Source organism: Catellatospora sp. NPDC049111, from assembly GCF_040648615.1.
Taxonomy (GTDB): Bacteria; Actinomycetota; Actinomycetes; order Mycobacteriales; family Micromonosporaceae; genus Catellatospora; species Catellatospora aurea.
This window is the reverse complement of record NZ_JBEZEB010000005.1, coordinates 269,908-286,940: the sequence shown is the minus strand read 5'-3', so window position 1 is coordinate 286,940 and position 17,033 is coordinate 269,908. Positions and strand designations below refer to the sequence as shown.

The 17,033-nt window shown below is 66.6% G+C and carries 15 protein-coding genes; 7 read left to right on the top strand and 8 right to left on the bottom strand.

Annotation, left to right across the window (positions count from 1 at the left end; genetic code table 11):
* The first annotated feature begins 315 nt into the window (after nucleotides 1-315).
* The 5 genes from AB0B66_RS10150 to AB0B66_RS10130 all read left to right on the top strand — a co-directional run bounded on the left by AB0B66_RS10150 (nucleotide 316) and on the right by AB0B66_RS10130 (nucleotide 2,800).
* Entirely contained in the window at nucleotides 316-594 is a 279-nt protein-coding gene (locus AB0B66_RS10150; RefSeq protein ID WP_360525925.1) for a hypothetical protein, read from the top strand.
* A complete protein-coding gene (locus AB0B66_RS10145) occupies nucleotides 591-932 on the top strand; it encodes a hypothetical protein (RefSeq protein ID WP_360525922.1) in 342 nt (113 codons plus the stop codon). Before AB0B66_RS10150 ends, AB0B66_RS10145 begins: the two co-directional genes overlap by 4 nt.
* Before the next feature lie 55 nt (nucleotides 933-987).
* On the top strand, nucleotides 988-1,950 hold the full coding sequence (locus tag AB0B66_RS10140; protein WP_360525919.1) for a hypothetical protein: 963 nt from the start codon (nucleotides 988-990) through the stop codon (nucleotides 1,948-1,950).
* Nucleotides 1,886-2,443: a hypothetical protein gene (locus AB0B66_RS10135; protein ID WP_360525916.1), complete on the top strand. Its 558-nt coding sequence runs from the start codon at nucleotides 1,886-1,888 to the stop codon at nucleotides 2,441-2,443. The genes AB0B66_RS10140 and AB0B66_RS10135 overlap by 65 nt, the downstream gene beginning before the upstream one ends.
* Nucleotides 2,444-2,551: 108 nt before the next feature.
* The gene (locus tag AB0B66_RS10130; RefSeq protein WP_360525914.1) at nucleotides 2,552-2,800 is read left to right on the top strand and encodes a hypothetical protein; all 249 of its coding nucleotides are present in this window, start codon (nucleotides 2,552-2,554) and stop codon (nucleotides 2,798-2,800) included.
* Nucleotides 2,801-2,979: 179 nt separating this feature from the next.
* Here the strand turns inward: AB0B66_RS10130 and AB0B66_RS10125 are convergent, their stop codons facing one another.
* Complete coding sequence (locus tag AB0B66_RS10125; protein ID WP_360525910.1) at nucleotides 2,980-5,898, bottom strand: hypothetical protein; 2,919 nt, start codon at nucleotides 5,896-5,898, stop codon at nucleotides 2,980-2,982.
* A 149-nt stretch (nucleotides 5,899-6,047) separates the two neighbouring features.
* Here AB0B66_RS10125 and AB0B66_RS10120 point away from each other — a divergent pair, with 149 nt between their 5' ends.
* A complete protein-coding gene (locus AB0B66_RS10120; RefSeq protein ID WP_360525907.1) occupies nucleotides 6,048-6,266 on the top strand; it encodes a hypothetical protein in 219 nt (72 codons plus the stop codon).
* Between the two features lie 614 nt (nucleotides 6,267-6,880).
* On the opposite strand, the gene AB0B66_RS10115 is transcribed toward AB0B66_RS10120, so the two are convergent.
* From AB0B66_RS10115 to AB0B66_RS10095, 5 genes are all read right to left on the bottom strand, one after another.
* Nucleotides 6,881-7,597: a hypothetical protein gene (locus tag AB0B66_RS10115; protein ID WP_360525904.1), complete on the bottom strand. Its 717-nt coding sequence runs from the start codon at nucleotides 7,595-7,597 to the stop codon at nucleotides 6,881-6,883.
* A gap of 291 nt (nucleotides 7,598-7,888) precedes the next feature.
* Entirely contained in the window at nucleotides 7,889-8,308 is a 420-nt protein-coding gene (locus tag AB0B66_RS10110) for a Rieske (2Fe-2S) protein (RefSeq protein WP_360525901.1), read from the bottom strand.
* A gap of 114 nt (nucleotides 8,309-8,422) precedes the next feature.
* Nucleotides 8,423-8,686, bottom strand: a complete 264-nt coding sequence (locus tag AB0B66_RS10105) for an ion channel (protein ID WP_360525898.1) — start codon at nucleotides 8,684-8,686, stop codon at nucleotides 8,423-8,425.
* 134 nt (nucleotides 8,687-8,820) lie between these two features.
* Nucleotides 8,821-11,616 (bottom strand): VWD domain-containing protein, encoded by a 2,796-nt coding sequence (locus AB0B66_RS10100; RefSeq protein ID WP_360525895.1) that lies wholly within the window; start codon nucleotides 11,614-11,616, stop codon nucleotides 8,821-8,823.
* Nucleotides 11,617-11,661: 45 nt separating this feature from the next.
* On the bottom strand, nucleotides 11,662-12,312 hold the full coding sequence (locus AB0B66_RS10095) for a zinc-binding dehydrogenase (protein WP_360525892.1): 651 nt from the start codon (nucleotides 12,310-12,312) through the stop codon (nucleotides 11,662-11,664).
* Nucleotides 12,313-12,319: 7 nt separating this feature from the next.
* Here AB0B66_RS10095 and AB0B66_RS10090 point away from each other — a divergent pair, with 7 nt between their 5' ends.
* Nucleotides 12,320-13,804, top strand: coding sequence for a multicopper oxidase domain-containing protein (locus AB0B66_RS10090; RefSeq protein WP_360525889.1), 1,485 nt, complete (start codon nucleotides 12,320-12,322; stop codon nucleotides 13,802-13,804).
* A 504-nt stretch (nucleotides 13,805-14,308) separates the two neighbouring features.
* On the opposite strand, the gene AB0B66_RS10085 is transcribed toward AB0B66_RS10090, so the two are convergent.
* Entirely contained in the window at nucleotides 14,309-16,756 is a 2,448-nt protein-coding gene (locus tag AB0B66_RS10085) for a DUF3488 and transglutaminase-like domain-containing protein (RefSeq protein ID WP_360525886.1), read from the bottom strand.
* On the bottom strand, nucleotides 16,753-16,950 hold the full coding sequence (locus AB0B66_RS10080) for a hypothetical protein (protein WP_360525883.1): 198 nt from the start codon (nucleotides 16,948-16,950) through the stop codon (nucleotides 16,753-16,755). Before AB0B66_RS10080 ends, AB0B66_RS10085 begins: the two co-directional genes overlap by 4 nt.
* Between the last annotated feature and the right edge of the window lie 83 nt (nucleotides 16,951-17,033).

The following is a 17,033-nucleotide window of genomic DNA, read 5'->3' as shown; positions in this document are numbered from 1 at the left end:
TACCCATTGTGTGGGGCAGGGGCGACATCCGGCGACCTGTGGCGGACCACAAGAAGGGGCATTGGCCAGGCACCCTGCCGCCCGACGCGACCGCAACCGCAGGTCGGGCTTGCATCCCGAACCCACCGGACACCAGACATCAGCGCTACGTTACCGCTGAAGTTGCGCGCCTGCATGGCAGTCCAGGTGGGGTCGACATGCCCACCGCAGAGGGCGACCGGAAGCCGCTGATCAGCCGGTCGGCGGAGCAAGGAAGGTCCTTAAGGCTGGCCGCCTGATCTAGCGGGGAGCGCTGGGGCAGGAGCACAGTGAGTCATGGAGATCGTCCCCGACCCCGATCAACTCGCCGCGATGGTCGAGCACATGGAGCAGGCCGCCGCCGACCTACCGGCGTTCGTGCGGGGAGCCACGATCACCAGCTACGCCCTCGGCCACTTCGCAGCCATGTTCGTGAGCGTCGCGCGAGAACACGGTCCGACCTGCGCGGGCTGCGAGTTCTGCAGATTTCTGGCCGAAGGGCTGACTATGGTGTCGGCCTATCACGTTCTGTCGCCCGAGTTGGCCGTGCACGACATCTGGGGCCCGCGGCCATGACGGAGGATCCTCGTCGTCGAGAGGACGAGCTGATCGAGCAGATCGCCCACGAAGTACACGAGTTCGCGAGCCTCCTCCGGGCGGCTGAGACCGGCGAGGCGGAAGTCGACCTCTGGAACGAGGTCTACGGCGAGGTGCGACTGCCACGCGGGATGACAGCGGCAGCAGCGGCCGCGACAGGAGACATCATCAGCACGAAGTACGCGGCGGCGGCCATGATCGCACGGGAGCTCGCCCACCGCGTCGCGCTGCTGGAGGGAGTATCCATCGTCGAGATACTCGACGACGCCGAGCGCAAGATCGCCGAAGCCGCCGCACGGGCCACGGGGGACGAGTAGTCCGTGGACTTACGGCTACGCCAGCAGTCATAAGTGGATGCGATACCGTGCCAATATGGCAAGGGCAGGGCGTGATCTTGAACTTCTTGTAGCGCATCTAGAGCACATCTTGGCGGACACACCGGTTGAAATTATCTCGCCTTACCTCGTGTACGACCACGTGGGTGGCATTAAGCGCGAAGTAGACGTTGCGGTACGGGGCGTCGTCAACGGTGTGGAAAGCCTCATGGCCTTCGAATGCCGAGATCGGACTCGGGTAGAAGACATTGCGTGGATCGAACAACTCGTTACGAAAAAGCGCCACACGAGGGTCGACATCATCGTCGCCGTTTCCTCTAGGGGGTTCTCAGCTGCAGCATCGCGGGTAGCGACAGCTGCAGGGATCCGACTACGTGTGCTCGAAGAGGTCAGCCGTGCCGACGTGTATGAGTGGATGGGTGCCGAGACGATGGAGGTCCGATTGCGGACCTTCCAGATCTCGGGCGCAAGCATCAGCCTCGATCCAGATTGCGGACACGTGGAAATCCATCAAAACGCCAAGGCCGCGCTGGAAACACCGACCGACGATACTCCCGTCCTGTTGTCGAAGCAGAGCGGGCGGCCTGTGTCGCTGCACGAGGCATGGCTCGCCCTGGGGCCGCAGCCATTCGAGTTACAGATCTTGTCCGGGGAACGCAGAAACCTAGATCTGGCCGTCGCCTTCATGAACCCCGCGACACGCTACCAACTTGAGACGGACATCGGGCCGGTGGACATCGTGAAGATCATCTTCAGTGGTCTCTTTTACGTCATAGATCAGAAAGTCCCGATCGACAAGGTCTACCGGTATCAGCAAGGGGACACCACCCTATCTGAGCGAATCACATTCGCCTTCGACAACGGCACGACGCCGATGAACCTTACGTTTGACCGCACGGAAGACGGTCGGCTGTTCAGCGTTTCCGCCACGTCGGATGACGGAAGTCCAGCAACGACACCAGTGGCGCTTGAGTTGGTGTTCGACAAACAAGAACCGTGATCCCAAATCGGCGGACCGGCGGGTCCAGCCGGACACGACGGCGTTGACCGCTGATCAGACGCGACGGCTGCTGCGCACCGCAGCAAGCAGGTTCAGCGGCAGTGCGGGCACGGTGATGCTGTTGCTGTTCGCGCTCGACATACGGGTGAGAACCGCAGACGTACGCAGGCTCGACATCAGCGATATCAACAAGGGCGCCGACGATCCCGCAGAGGGACTGCGCCTCCGCCTGCCGAGCGGGCCGGTGCTGGAACTACCCGCTGTGTTGTGTGAGCAGGTGACTGTGCATCCGACGCGCTTTCGCAAGGCGCAGCAGTTCGAAGCCGTCGACGGCAAGATCCGCATCCCGCTGTTGCGCACCGCCAAGGGCACGAGGGTCTCGATGCCCAGACTGTATGCCGAGGTTCGGCAGATCGCTGCGTCCGCCGCCGACGATCTTCGTTCGCTGAACACCGCTACGCCGGTCGGACTCATGCAGGTTGGCCTGCGATAACTCGATAGGGAACCACCCAGGCGCTAGGTCTGAAGCGAGATTCAGCCTGTACCGGTGTAGGCGAGGGGCGAGCGCCGGGCCCCCGAGCCAACCGCTCACAATGTTGTTGTGAGCAGGCCCGACGACCTCCAACCCGCGGACGCTCACGCGCCCTACGTCACGATCACGGCGGAACGTTTCGGTAGCGTGCCTTTCTGGGCGGCGCTGGACCGCCTTTCTGCCGGACACCAGGATCATCAGCGCTACCTGGTCGCCGACGCAGAGTACCTGCACCGGTACCGCTGGACCTGCGGGCCGTGCTCGGTTGTCCTGGCGGTCGTCGACGTGCTCGGTGCCACCGCGCCGCGAAGCCGCTGATCGGCCGGTCGGCGGCTTCAATGGCAGGGATGGAACACCCCTCGCCTGACCGCTCCCTGCTGGCCGACGCTTGACCTCACTTAGATGTCTGGCGCGCCGCGCCCATCTCATTTCGCTCAGGAGTTACACCGTTGCGCTAGGCAGCCACCCAAATCGTGGGCGAGCCTCGATGGAAAATCCTATGAGATCAGGTCGTCTAGGGCGGAGCTGCGTGATCTGGATTCCGTGACGAGTTCAATCACTCGGTGACCGACCGCAAGGCGATCTGAGGCCGGCTTCAGACCTAGGCCCAACACGGCCTCGATCGCCCAGTGGCTGGATGGAGCGGTGTCTAGCGCAAGTTCGAGTGAGATCGCCACATCGTCGTTCTCCACGGCGAGCAGAAGGGCCAGCGGGTCACCGACCTGCTCCAACTCCACTACGGCGAAGCTCGGCTCTGGGCCAACGAGATGAAAATTCGCATTAGCCAGCATTTCCAGGCCGTCCCGCAGTAGCTCGAGATCGGGATCGACCAGGCCTGTACTTGCAGCTTGCGCGAGAAGGTACTTGACGATCTCCTGTCCGCCAGCCGTCGGTCGCGGAGGTGTGTCAGGATCGTAAACCGACAGCCATCCCCTCATGGCCTGCTGTTCGACCTCGGACAACTGGATCTTCTCTCCGGCCAGACGGATGCTGGTGAGGGGGCCGTTTTCCCTCGTCATAGTCCGCATCACAAACAAGATCAGGACGGCGGCTGCGCGGCTGGCCGCGCTACCGGTCGCCACAGACGCCAGGCGGTCGAAGACCATCGCGCGATAGGGGGTCTTAGCGATTCCGAGCATTGCTTTCGCGATACGGTCGAGCCCCACTACCGGCGGCCGCTCAAGAACCGTGAACATGCGCTGGATCAGCGCTTTTTCGAAGTTGGGGCGGCGAACGGCGAGGTTGTCCTCAACGATGTCAGCAGCAAGCAGCGGGGCGGTGGGGAACCTGCCGCTGAGCCGGCGCGGATCCGTGTCGAGATCGCGCAATATACCTATGAGCACTCTTTCGAACCGCTCGGATGTCACGAGCAGGCGGCCAGCGGCCAGCAGCCATGTGTTACGCCAGTGGGGACTGTGGGCGATCAGCCGTAGCCGGGCGACGACATCGGCGTCGTGGCCTTCTGTGATGGCGCGGGCCGCCATCAGCTCCTGAAGGCTGCGGACTTCGAAGCCCACGCCACCTTCGCGGGGGGTTAACAGAACTAGGCGCATGGTCGCCGCGTCGACCAGCTGCCGTGCATAATCGGCGGCGGCGTCGGCCTGGAAACCACGCTCGCGCAACTGCCGGCGTGCCAGCTCGCCCAGCTGCTCAGGATCGAGTGCCGCTTCGGCGCCCTCTGCCGCTTCGGACTGCACCTGCAGCACCAGTCCGACCTCTTCGTGTAGCCGGTCAATGCGCTGACGGTTCTCGGCCAGGAAGCGCGCTATCGGGATCTCCTTGGCTGTCTCCCGGTCGCAGACGGTCTGATAGTAGAGATTGAACAGGGTGAACCGGTCCGGCGGCAGATTCGGGTACTTCTCCACGATGAACGACATGATCATGACCTGCAGCGGCGTTTCCATGAGCTTGGAAGTGACCGGGTCCAGCGACGCGTCGCGCATGCGGTCAGCGACCTTGCGCCGCATCTCATCGTCGTCGGCAAAGCGCCGGTCAGTGATCCGCTGCGAATACTCAGCCGCCTCCTTGGCGGGCAGCCGCTGCAGGTAGGCGTGCTGGTAACGCTCTGATGGGAACCGCTCGTCATAGCCCGTCGGCCGGGTGGTGACCACCACGAGAAGGTCAGCGTCGAGGTCCTCGGCGGTGGTCAGCAGGTCATCGATCTGATGGTAGACAAGGCGGCGTGACCTGACCGACGGCACTTCGTCAAGGCCGTCGAGGATGAGTGCCCATGGCCACGCCCGAAGCCAGCTGCGCAGCTGGGCGGGCTGTATGTCCTGCTCGGTGCGCTTCTGGATGGTCGACGAGATCCATCGCAGCAGGGTCGTGTCGGTTCCGGCGCTGAGTTCCTCGGCGTACTTAGCAAGATCGACTCGCACTGGCCACCGTCGATTCTGGGGAACTGCGAGCCCCAGGCGGTCCAGAGCTGTGCGGGTGCCGTCGACGATCTCTTTGACGCTCGGGCCGAGGTCCACGTCGGTCAGCATGGATACCCGGTACGCCTGTGCGATCAACTGGCTCAGCGTGGACTTGCCCTGGCCTGGGCCGCCGACGATTACGACGTTGGGGCGCCCGATGCGGTCAGGCTGCCGCTGGCGAAGGACGCAATCACCCAACTGCAGGACGTGGCGAACCGTGTGGGCGGAACTCTCCCTGTCGTCGTCGAGCAGAGCCGGGAGATCGATGGCAATGTCGTCGAGCCATAGTTTTGAGTCGCCCGGACCGCCGGCCTGGCTAAGCCTGACCCACCTGTCGAGCCTGACGGAACGCAGCAGTTCCTCGCGAAGCGGGTCCTGCAGGTCCATGGATCCGAGCGGTACGGACGCCGAGCCGAGCCTGGACAACACGTCCCCGACGGTGAGCAGGCCGGGATAAGCCCAACGCACGTCCTGATGCGCGTCGAGCATCGACCGAATCTGATCGGCATGCCAGATCGCGAAGTCTTCTACGAGCAGCCCTTTTCTCACCAGGTCTGTGTCCTGCAGCTTGCCGCGGATGAAACTGGTGAGCGTGTCGATCCCGCCGGTCTCGGCGACCGAAGAGAGGTCGACGTTGGTAATAAAGATCAAGTAGCGGGGCAGGCGAGAGCGTGTCTTATTTTCGGCTGCTTCCGCCCACTTCGTGATCTCGCGGCTGATCTCGCCCTGCAACCACACCGCGTTGTCGCGAGGCTCGGGCTTGGGCTTGATCTGGAATTTCGACTGCAGCACCGTGTACCCGACCCAAGAGTCGGCACTCGTCGACACACCCTGCGACGTGGCCGACCAGTTGATCGTCCCGTCGAAGGTCGCCTCACGGCCTCCGTCAGGCCCGTCGCCGAATACCCGCACGCCCGGCCCGATTTCCTTGCGGGCAAGTGCCACGACCATCTGCTCGAAGGCCCGCGTGCCGAGGCGGCTCAGGTCGTAGTCAGGCATCAGATGGTGATACCACATCCACGGGACGCATTGTGGCGCGACAGGCATCGCCCAAGGTAGCTCCGCATGTAATTAGCGATGGCCGGCTCGCAGGCTTCAAGGTTTCATGAGACCAGAGTGCCGGGCGGTGCCTTCCGTCGATGCGGCTGGTGCGACGGTCGCGACGGGGCCAGAACATCGGCCGCCTGGCGCGTCTGCGTGGTTGGCTGTGGGTCGACTCGGCCGGGTGGTGGTGCCGCGACCGGTCCACCTGCAACCGTCAGTTGGTGGCCTGGCCGTACGACCGTGACCTGACCGGCCAGCTGCTCACTGCGAGCGCCCATACCGAGTGGCACCGCAAGACAGGCGCCGTCGCCGGACGCCTGTGACGAACAGGTGTGCGGCGGTTCGGCAGGTGCCTCGGCCAGCGAAGCGGCCGAGCGGCCCTGGACCAGTCACCAGGAAGAATGACCTCTGGTGCCCCAGCTGGACTAGCGGACAGGGGTCGTGTAGTTTTGCCACTAGGACACGAAACAACCCTAAGAGGCTCGGCAAGTGGCTGTACCCCCAGCTCGGGGAGGGTGCCTGGCTGAGTTGACCATATGGCGCCCGACGGACTAGGGTCGGGACACATGGACACCGGTTTCCATTGCCGGTGCTGTAGAGCTGTGTCCATGTCCCCACTTGGACACGCGGGCCTGATGGCAGGCGACCGCTCGAGGCGAAGTTCCTCTCCTGATCACTTGATTGAAACTCAAGGTGTCGATCTCATGGGTGTGGTCGGAAATCATGCCGGGCGAGGCCCCCTCGCAGAGCTGCAGGTGGTTGAGCCTTGCCTGGCTTCAGAACACTGGGTGTCGGCTTAGGGGCCACGCGAGCCAGGTTGCCGCTCCTGCAGTAACCCTTTGACTGGCAAGATTCGGCCAGGGAGCTGGTGCTCTGGAAACGGCAGGTGAACCATCGCAGGAGTTGGCTCCACGCCGCCGGGTTGGCGGCACCTGGCTCACGGGCGATTGGGGAGCGCAGCAGCCTCCTGCTCCCAGTGGCGAATGATGTCCGGTCCGAAGCGCTGGCTCCGTCGATAGCTGTGCCCCCTGCGCAGCCCGGTAGCCACCTCGTGCATCAGTATCGCCTCATCACCGTCGGCACCGGAGCGCAATGCGAACTCATATACCGCGATCGGGTCGACCTCGTAGCCGCTGGCCTTGAGCCGGCAGAGCGCGTCGATCACGGTTGGCTTGTCAAACGACGAACTGAGGCCGTTGAGCATCGGAACGAGCGACTGAATCGCCACGGCTACGACCTCTGGAACTAAGCCGGACCTCGTTTCCAAACGGATGCCGGTGGCGAGATCGATGGCGCGCTGGGCGCGAAGCCATGGCTGCTGGAGAACGCCGCCGCCCTCAACGACACAGATCGCCGTCACCTGGTCCAGATGCTGCAGCTGCGAAAGGTTCTCTGCTGCGGGCCACGCGACCAGCAGCGGCCCACTGTGTCCGACGGCGGTCCGCCGACCGAGCTTTTCGACCGCGGCGCCCGGAAGCTGATCGGCCAGCGTGCTGTCGCGGTAGTCGCCAATGCTGCTGGCGAGGATCAGCGGCGATCCTGACTGCGTTCTCAGCCAGTCAGCGGCAAGCGCCTCCTGCTCGTCGAGCGTGGTGCGTGGATCACGCAGAGCTGCGTAAAGCGGACAGCGTACCTGCGCGGGTGTCATGCCCATGCCGACCAGCGTAGTGCGCAGCTCCGACATCCGGGGAGGTCCGCTCGCGGCCATCCAATGTGTGCGGTATAGCGCTTTCGCAGCCCACGAGGCAGACCTGTTTGCTGCCGTTCAGGAGCGCGGAATCCTCCGTAGCAGTGATGCCGGCGCGACATGGACGCCAGCCCACCCATAACCGTGAACCACACCACGGGTAGCTGATCATTGAAACGGGCATCGCCACCACGCAACCGCCACGGTCGGGCCAGGACAAACCGTAGGCCATAGGACCCGAAGCGGTAAATACCGTGCTCAGCCGAGGGTGATCTGACCGTCCTTGACGGTGACGGCCTTCGGGCCGAGAGGTAGCGTGGCGGGGCCCAGGACGACCGAGCCGTTCGCCGAAAATCGGCTGCCGTGACAGCGGCAGATGATCTGGTCGTTCTCGACCTCGGTGACCTGGCAGCCCCAGTGCGTGCAGGTCGAGGTGAACGCCTTGAAGTCGCCTGCCACGGGTTGGGTGACGACGGCCATTGCGGTGCTGTAGACCTTGCCCCCGCCGACCGGGATGTCCGTGGCCGGGCCGAGCGCGATGGGGTCGACCACCGGCGCGACGGGGTCGGCCGCAGGCTCGCCGGAGCCGGCGGCGGCGGGTGAGTCGTGGGCGCCTACCAGGCCGCAGGCCGCTGCCGCGCCTGGGCTGGTCAGCAATGTTCGTCGCGTCGCGCCCATGACCATCCCCGCTGTTGATCGACAACCCGCACTTTAGCGTCGTCTGCTGCGCCCGGTGTCCTTTTTGCCGCATCTGCCTGGCGTGGCGGCGGTGTCGGGCGGCAAAGGAGCGGTTCAAGCGCTGGGGCGGCGGCGCACCCAGGAGCCGATTTGCTTGGGCAGCACGGACAGGCCGGTGGAGATGACGACGGCGTTGAACAGCATCTGCACGCACAGCAGGGAGCGGACGAGCTGGCCCTGCACGTGGACGTCGCCAAAAGCGACGGTGGCCGGCGTGGGCAGTGCGAAGTACAGCGCGTCGATGTGGCTGCTCAGGTCGACGAACTGGCCGGAGGCATTGACGGCGATGAGGTAGTCGGCGGGCGCGAAGAACAGCACGCCTGCCCCCGGTGCAGTGAGCGGGGCCTTCTCCCCGCCTACGTCGATGGCGCCCGGGTCAGGGTCCTAGGACGGCCTACCCGTGGTGTGTCAGGCTCCTTGCCCCCAAACCGTCTGGCTGGCCTCCGCGTGGGTCAGGTCTGCCGCCGGAACTGGTAGTTGCCGAGGGCTGCGGTGTCTGACCAGACAATCAGCAGGTACCGCTTGCCCGGTTCGAGGTTGGCCAGTGAGATGCCCCAGCACAGCTTCGCTGGGGTGTACACGCGTGGAGCTGGGTTGTCTTCGACGACGGCGACCGAGAAGTCACATCCGGTGGGGTCAGCCAGTCGTAGGGGTCCGGCGGTGGTCGCTTCGAAGGGGTACAGGTCGACGCGGCCGGGAACGTCCAGACGCCCGGTGACCGTTTCGCCGGCGGTGGTGATGCGGCGTTCCTTGGCGGTGACGACGCGGAAGCTGAAGTCACCGGTGTCGCCGGCGGTGCGCTGGATCGACAAGGTGTTGCTGGTGCCGGGTTTCACCTTGTACTGGTAGACGCTGGTCACGGTGAAACCGGGTTCGGCCGACGCGTCCGGGCCGTCGACGCCGATGCGCAGGGTGGCGGGTGCGGAGCGGCCGTCTTCGCCGACGAGGTCGACCAGTCTCACCACGGTGGCCGTGCCTGTGTCGAGGGGATAGGTGACCTTCATGTCCGGCGCGCTGATCGAGCCGCTCACAATGGTGCCGTCACGAACCGTCGTACCGGCTGGGACGCGCCGCGGTGCGGCAGCGGCGATCTTATCCGCGAGAGTGGCAGAAGAGACCGCGAACGACGGCTGACCGGTCAGTACGAGATCGAGCACGCACTCGTCGAGCGCAACCGTGTCGCTGACGCCGAGGGTGGCGCAGATCCGTTGCGCGGTAGCCCGCTGCGCGGGGTCGAGGTCGGTGGCGCTGACTAGCCGGTCGGGGAAGGTGCGGTCGGTGAACGTGGTGGTGTCGGTGCCGGTGGGGTAGTCCATCAGCGAGGCGGTCTGCGTCAGCCGCCAGGTGTCGGCGAAGGGGCCGTAGAGCGCCTTATGGTCGAGATCGGCTGGCAGTGTAGTGCCGTCGGCAGTGGTCAGGTCGTTGTCGGGGTCGCCGTCGAAGTTGCCGAGCAGGCCCGTGAACCGGCCCTGGTGGCCGGTGGCTGGGTAGAGCAGGACACGGATTCCCCAATATCCGAGGTAGGTCAGCTCGGCTTCGGTGCCGTCCGGCCAGGTGACGGAGTGGGAGCCGTCATCGGTTGCGGCCAGCAGCAGCCCTCCGGGCAGGCTGGTCTGCGTGGCCGAGGTTTCGACAGGTGAGCCGTCGAGGCGGACTTGCGGGGTGCCGTCGTCGAGGGCGAAGGTCAGCCGGCTCGTCTGTGCGCGTATGGCGACGGCGCTGTTGACCGACGCGAGACGGGATCCGGGCACCGGTGCCTGGCGCACCTGCACCTCGATGTCGCCGGACTTGGCCAGTAGGAACTCTCCGACGGCCTGGAAGTCGTAGCGGCGCTGGTCGAAGGTCAGCAGATGCGGATCGCCGTTGCTGCCGCCGGGAAGGTCCGAATGAGTGGGCGGTTTGTCCTTCTGCTTGTCCTGTTCCTTCTGCGCGCAGTCGCTGAGAACTGAAGCCCTGGTGGGGTCCTTGCCAGGTGGCAGGGGCAGGCCGCTGTAGGTCGTGCGCTGAGGCAGGCCGTGTGAAGCGCGGTAGTGGTTCTCGGCCCGCACTGCGCTGACCTCCTGGACCTGGGCGCCGTTGCGCGTAGGTTTTCCATCCGCTCCGGTCTTGCACGGACGGCTGTCGAGCTGATCGGTCGCGTTGTCGTGCGCGTGCACCATCTCGTGGAAGAACTCGGAGCAGCCGTGTCGTGCGGTCGTCTCACCGTTGTAGGTGCCGGCCGGTTTGGGGTTGAACTTGACCTCGGTCCGTTTGTCGAAGTGCGTCGACTCGGATGAGCCCTTCGTCGGGGTGATGTGCACGGTGAAGTTCGGGTCGTCGAGGGCGGGCATGACACCGATCGCGTCGGCTCCCAGGCGCGTGCGGATGTCGGATATGCACGCTTCTACGGCCTCGACGAAGCCGAGGTTCTCCGGCTTGTCGAGATCGTCGATCACGATCTTGGCGTGGGCGGGTGTCGGCTGTTGGACCAGCGAAGCGACTGAGACCAGCAGTAGCACCATCGCACCGGCCGAGCCGCGCCTGCGCCGCAGCACGCAAACGCCTCCACCGGCCAGCAGCGTGACCAGCAACGCCGCAGCGGCCCACCACCACCACCAACGCATCCCGGAAGCAGGACCGCCGGACACGGTGAAGTCGGCGGCGGCCGGCTGGCTTCGGCCCGCGCATGCGCCGGCGGTTGCAGGCATCTCGTAGATCGCTGTGACCGTGTACCGGCCGGGTTCGGACACCGGCCAGTAGGCGGCGACGCCGCCGTCGCCCGGCACGGCGGTGACTGCACGAAGCGCACGCCTTGCCGGGCCGTCGTCCCCGGTCATCGCAAACGCGAGGCTCTGTCCCGGTGCCACGTCACGCGCGGCCAGGGCGACCATCCCCGACAGGCCATCTGCATAAGTAACCGGAGCGAAGACAGCCGCCGTTGCCACGCTGTCGCGAAGGATCATCATCGTGATGGTGCCGTCTGCGGTGTCCGCGAGTCGGCAGGTGACATGCGCCCGGTTGGTGACAGTCACCTTCAGCACGACTGGATCTCCGGGCCTGAACACCGGCTGAGCTGGTGCGACAGCCAGCCGCAAACCCGAGTCTTCCGCCCGGTCCCCAGCGCGTGCGGGCACCGCCGTGATGAACGCGGCAACCAGGCCGAGTAGCACCGACGCGAGAACGGTTCGCACCACGGTTTCCACTGGAGTCCCTTTCGCCGCTTTATCTGAATTTCTACAGCGTTCGAGGTTGCCGGGCAGGGCGTACACGGCTTCGCGACGCCTTCGAGTGCGGGAGTCGCGTACTCGCGGAACTCAGCGGGCGTGAGCGGTACGGCCTCGATGCCGGTCACCGTCACCCCGCGCCGCGCGGCCTCGTCCCCGGTCGACCGCAGCGAACGAGCCGGCCGACGAGCCGTGCCCCGAGTAGCGGCCGCCCGGCCCGAGGAGTATGAACGCCGCGCGCCCGAACTCGCCGCCGGCGCCGTCCAGCACCACGTCTACCGGGCCCACCTGCTCGGTCCAGCCGGGCTGCGAGTAGTCGACGGCCACATCGGCGCCGATCCGTTCGAGCTTCGCCGTGCCCCGCGCCGCCGCGATCACCGTGGCGCCGGCCGCCCGGGCCAACTGGACCAGGATCGCGCCCAGTCCGCCGGTTCCGCAACGCCCCCGTCGTGGCGCGGCGGCGGCGAAGAAATCCGCGAAAGTCTGTGTCGTCCCGGCGGGCAGTGCACAGTGACGCCGCGCTGAGCGGCGATGGCGTCGATCTCGGGCTTGAAGATGGCGTTGCAGGCCGGTCAGGGAATCACCTGAGATGTCCCTGAACGTGGGCGTCTCGGGGTCGTCAGCATGGGTGCCCGCTGGCGATGGTGGTTGAGTGACTACCCCTCCTGCTGTGCCCGTACCCGCCGCGCCTATGGCGCCCACGCCGAAACGGCGTCGGCCGTTTCGCACCGTTCTGATCATCGCTGTGGTGGCTGTTCTGCTGTGCTGCGGTGGCGCGGTAGCCGTGGTGACGTGGGCGCTGACCGGCAACCGTATCGACACTGTCGGCAAGGTGGATTTCACCAACAAGCTCGCAATCCCACCGCTGGCAACATCCACGGTGGACTCACGCGGCCGCCGGGTCTTCGACCTGACCGCACAGGAGGGCATCCACGACTTCGGCTCCGGCCGGGTGTCTCCGGCGTGGGGCTTCAACGGCAGCTACCTCGGGCCGACACTGCGTGCCAAAGCAGGCGAGCAGGTCGTCGTCAACGTCAAAAACACCCTCGGCCAGAAAACGACGGTGCACTGGCACGGTATGCATCTTCCCGCCGTCATGGACGGCGGACCGCACCAGCAGGTCGCCCCCGGCGCGACGTGGTCCCCGAACTGGGTCATCGACCAGCCTGCCAGCACCTTGTGGTATCACCCGCACCTGCACGGCGAAACCGCCGCGCACGTCTACAAGGGCCTCGCCGGGATGTTCATCCTCGACGACCCAACGGCCACCAGCCTGGCGCTGCCGCAGGCCTACGGCGTCGATGACATCCCGCTCATAGTGCAGGACAAAGCCTTCGGCAGCGACGGCGAACTGACCGAGCGCACCCCGTTCCTGTCGGGCGTGGGCATCCTCGGCGACGAGATCGCCGTCAACGGCACCCACTCGCCCTACCTGGACGTCACCACCCGGCTGGTGCGGCTACGCATCCTCAACGGCTCCAACGCCCGCGTCTTCAACTTCGGCTTCTCCGACAACCGGCCGTTCAGCCTCATCGGCACCGACGGCGGGCTACTGGATAAGCCCGCGTCAATGAACCGCATCCAGCTCGCCTCCGGCGAACGCGCCGAAATCGTGGTAGCTGTGACACCCGGGGAGAGGACTGTCGTGCGCAGTTACGACCCCGACCAGGGCAGCGACTTCGACGCCCTCAACGGCGGGGCCGACACCTTCGACATCCTCGAACTGCGCGCAGCGGCAACCCTGTCGCCATCACCCGATGTGCCGGCCGCGCTGGTGCCGATCGATCGCCTCAACCCCAGCGATGCGAAGGTCACGCGCAAGTTCAGCCTGTCCGGGCACAGCATCAACGGCAAGCAGATGGACATGAACCGCATCGACTTCGCCGCGCAGGTCGACACCACCGAGATCTGGGAGGTGTTCAACAACGACGGCGACCCGCACAGCTTCCACGTCCACGACGTGCAGTTCCTGATCCTCACGCTCAACGGCGCCCCGCCACCGCCGCACCTGACCGGATGGAAAGACACCATCTTCGTCCCGTCAGACACCTACTACCGGGTCATCATGCGGTTCACCGACTACACCGACCCCAACATCCCGTACATGTACCACTGCCACGTCCTTTACCACGAAGACGCGGGCATGATGGGCCAGTTCGCGGTGGTCAACCCCGGGCAGGCGCCAGGCACACCACCTGCATACCGTTCCGGCACCGACCACGCCGGGCATTAAGCATCGGCTGCTCTGGCGGCTACCCCTGCCCTCGGCAGAAGGTGACCGCCGGAGGAGTGACAGCGGGTGATCCACGACAGCGAGTGTTCTCGCTGCGCCACGACCCATCTGCGGTTCAAGACTTGGAACTTGACCTGATCGGTGGCGAAGACCTCAGCGCTGTTGCTGTCACACGCCCGGGTGAGGATCCACGTGGACGGGGCCTCACGGGCATAGGGTCGGTCCTTCCACCGCCCGCCGGTGCGGGAGCCGCGCGGGCGGTGGTTTACTGCCCGCACAGTGAGGGCGGCGGTCGGTTCGGCGCTCCCGCGCGGCGCCACTGGAGTGGGCCACGATCTGGCCGTCTCGGGCAGCTCGGCGAGCGGGTCGGCCAGGCCGGTGATAGATGCCTGAGTCGCCTGTACCCATCCGCCGTCACGTCGGCATCGCCAGCGCGTACGACCATGACGGGTGGGCTGCTCCAGGCTCACCTCAAGTGGCCCGCCCGTCGTAGTTCGGTTGGCGTCAGCGCACCAGCCGCGGCCGCAGCGCCCGCTTCACCGCGGTGCTCGCCACGGTGGTACGCGCAGCAAGGGCAGTGATCGCGGCATACGCTGCACCGCGCCAGCGCAGCAGCACCGAGGGTGGCATCAGCACCGCGGCCAGCCGCACCCGGCGGCTGGCGTCAGCGGCCACCACCCGACGTACTGAGCGGACGGCATTGGTCAGGCTCTCCGCAGCAAGCGGCACCTGCGCGTAGCGGGCCCGCTCCTCAGCAAGTCCCAACAGGCGGGCCTGTTCGATCGCATCGAATTCTGGCAGCGCGGTGCTGATCAGCCGCTCAACCGTGGCTCGCGGGGTCTCCGACGGGTCGACCGCCAGCCGGTAGTCGATCATCGTGTCGATGAGTTCGTCCCAGGCCGCGTGCGCCTGCCGACGGGCCGCGTCGGGGTCGGTGACCACGGTCATGGCCAGGTCCGCCGCGGACATGCTGACCTCGGCGAATCTACCGCCGGAGGCGGCCACCGCGGCCCGCACGCTGCGCCGCCGGCGCAGCGTCAAGCGCCGCAGTGCCGGGGTGACCAGCAGCGCCAGCGCCAGCACCCCGCCGCCCGTCGCCACCCACACCCAGGTGGGCAGCTCCTCGTCGAGGTCAAGCGGACCGATCACCCCACCGTCGGGGTCGATCGGGTCCCGCGTCGCCCCGCCCGGCCCCTCCGGGCCGCCGCTCGCGCCAGGGCTCAGCGAAGGGCGTACCCCGCCTGGGGTCTCCTCCGGGGCGTCCACGTCCGGGGCCCACGCCGTGGGGGCCGAGCCCACCACGTACGTCGACGGGGTCGCGTCGAACGGCACCCAGCCGAAGCCGGAGAAGTAGACCTCGGTCCAGGCGTGCAGGTTGCGGTTGGTGAGGGTACGCACGCCGTTGTCCGACGAGCCGCCCAGCGTGAAGCCGAACGCGACCCGGGCCGGGATGTCCGCGGTGCGCACCATCCAGGCCAGCGCCGCCGCGTACTGCTCGCAGAAGCCCCGCTTGTTGTTCAGGAAGTCGACGATGGCCGCGCCGGAGGTGCCCGCCGGGGCGGCCACGTCGTACTTGAAACCGTTCTTGGCGGAGAAGTAGTCGTAGAGCACGCGGACCCGGTCGTAGTTGTTCGACTCGCCCTCGATCAGCCCGTCGACCAGGGCGCGGACCTCGGGCACCTCCGGCACCCGGCTGTAGTCGCGCTGGTTGGCGTCATTCGCGCCTAGGGTCGGCGCGGTGCGCAGCTGGTCCGGGGTGAACTCTGCGCGCACGTAGTCGAACTCGTACGACAGGCCCGCCGAGTTGGCCCGCTGTGAGTAGACGATCTGCAGGGACGGGTCGTACGACCAGGCGGCGTCGAGCCCGCGGATCGACGTCGGCGCTGAGTAGACCGGCAGCAGTGGCATGGCGAAGTTCTCGGTGATCTCGACGCGGGCCGTCGCGGCCTGCGTGCGTACCGCGCTGAGGTCGAGTCCGGCGGGGTCGGGCAGGTTGTCGCTGACCGGCTGCCCGGTGGGCTGGTGGCTGGCGAAGCCGCCGCCGCTGATCTGGTCGGCGACCCCGAAGCGCATGTAGAACGGGTTCGGGTCGTTGGTGGTGACCTTCACCATGTCCTGCACGCCGGCCTGCTTGAGCCGCCCGCTCAGCTCGGCGAACAGGTCCACCCGGCCGTTGCCGCGCGGACCCTTGCCGGCCTGGCCGAGGCCGTCGCCGGAGCCGAAGTCGCCGAGGAAGCCGGCGCTCATCGCGGGCACGGCCAGCGGCAGCGCGACCGCCACCAGCACGCCGACGACGGCCAGCCGCCGTCCGGCCGAGGCCAGCGGGGACGGCTCCCAGACGTCGACGCCGCGGCCCTCGCCGGTGAACCGGCGGCCGAACCGGCGTACCCGGTCGACGTTGTCGCTGACCAGCAGCCACAGGAAGCCGATCGAGCCGACGACGAACGGGATCGGCGACAGCGAGTCCACATAGACCGCGACCGGCACCGAGTAGATGGCCAGCATCGGCAGCCCGGCCAGCGCCGGGCGGCGCAGCCCGACCGCGCACAGGTCCACCAGGATCGCCACCGAGCCCATGCCCAGGGCGCTGACGAACAGCAGCCCCTCCAGGTCGGGCACCGGCACGTAGCTCTTCTGCACCTCCTCGCCGGCCAGCGCGAACAGCATGCCGAACTCGGCGAACGTGTCCGGTGTCGGGATCAGCCCGGCGATCGCGGTGCCGTTGCCGAACAGCCAGGTCAGGCCGATCAGCAGCGCGGCCAGCATGGCCAGCAGCTGGGCCCAGAGCCGTCCGCGCAGCGAGCGGGCGCCCAGCGCGGCCCCGGCCACCATCGCGACCATGAGGCCGCCCTCGAACAGCCAGCTCCAGCCGGCGAAGATGTCCGAGATCGGGGCCGAGGCGAGCACGGTGGCCGCGGCCGCGACCAGGCCCAGGTGACGTCGTGAGTTCATCGGCCGCCTCCCATGGTGACGGTCTCGGCCATCGCCGTGCGCACCGCGAAACGCTGTTGGCGGTGGGTGCGTCGGTTGCCAAACCATGGAATGTCGGCGGTTTTCAGGAGGTCACGTGTCGTGCGTTCGGTGGGTGCACGTCCTCTATCGGTTCGCGACTGCGGGGTTTGGTCACCGATGCGCTCGGTGCTCACTTGGCCTCCCTGTCCGCATCGTTGGCACCTCGACTGGACGCCGACCCGTGACGGGCAGGTTGTCTGCGGGCAGCTCTCGGCAG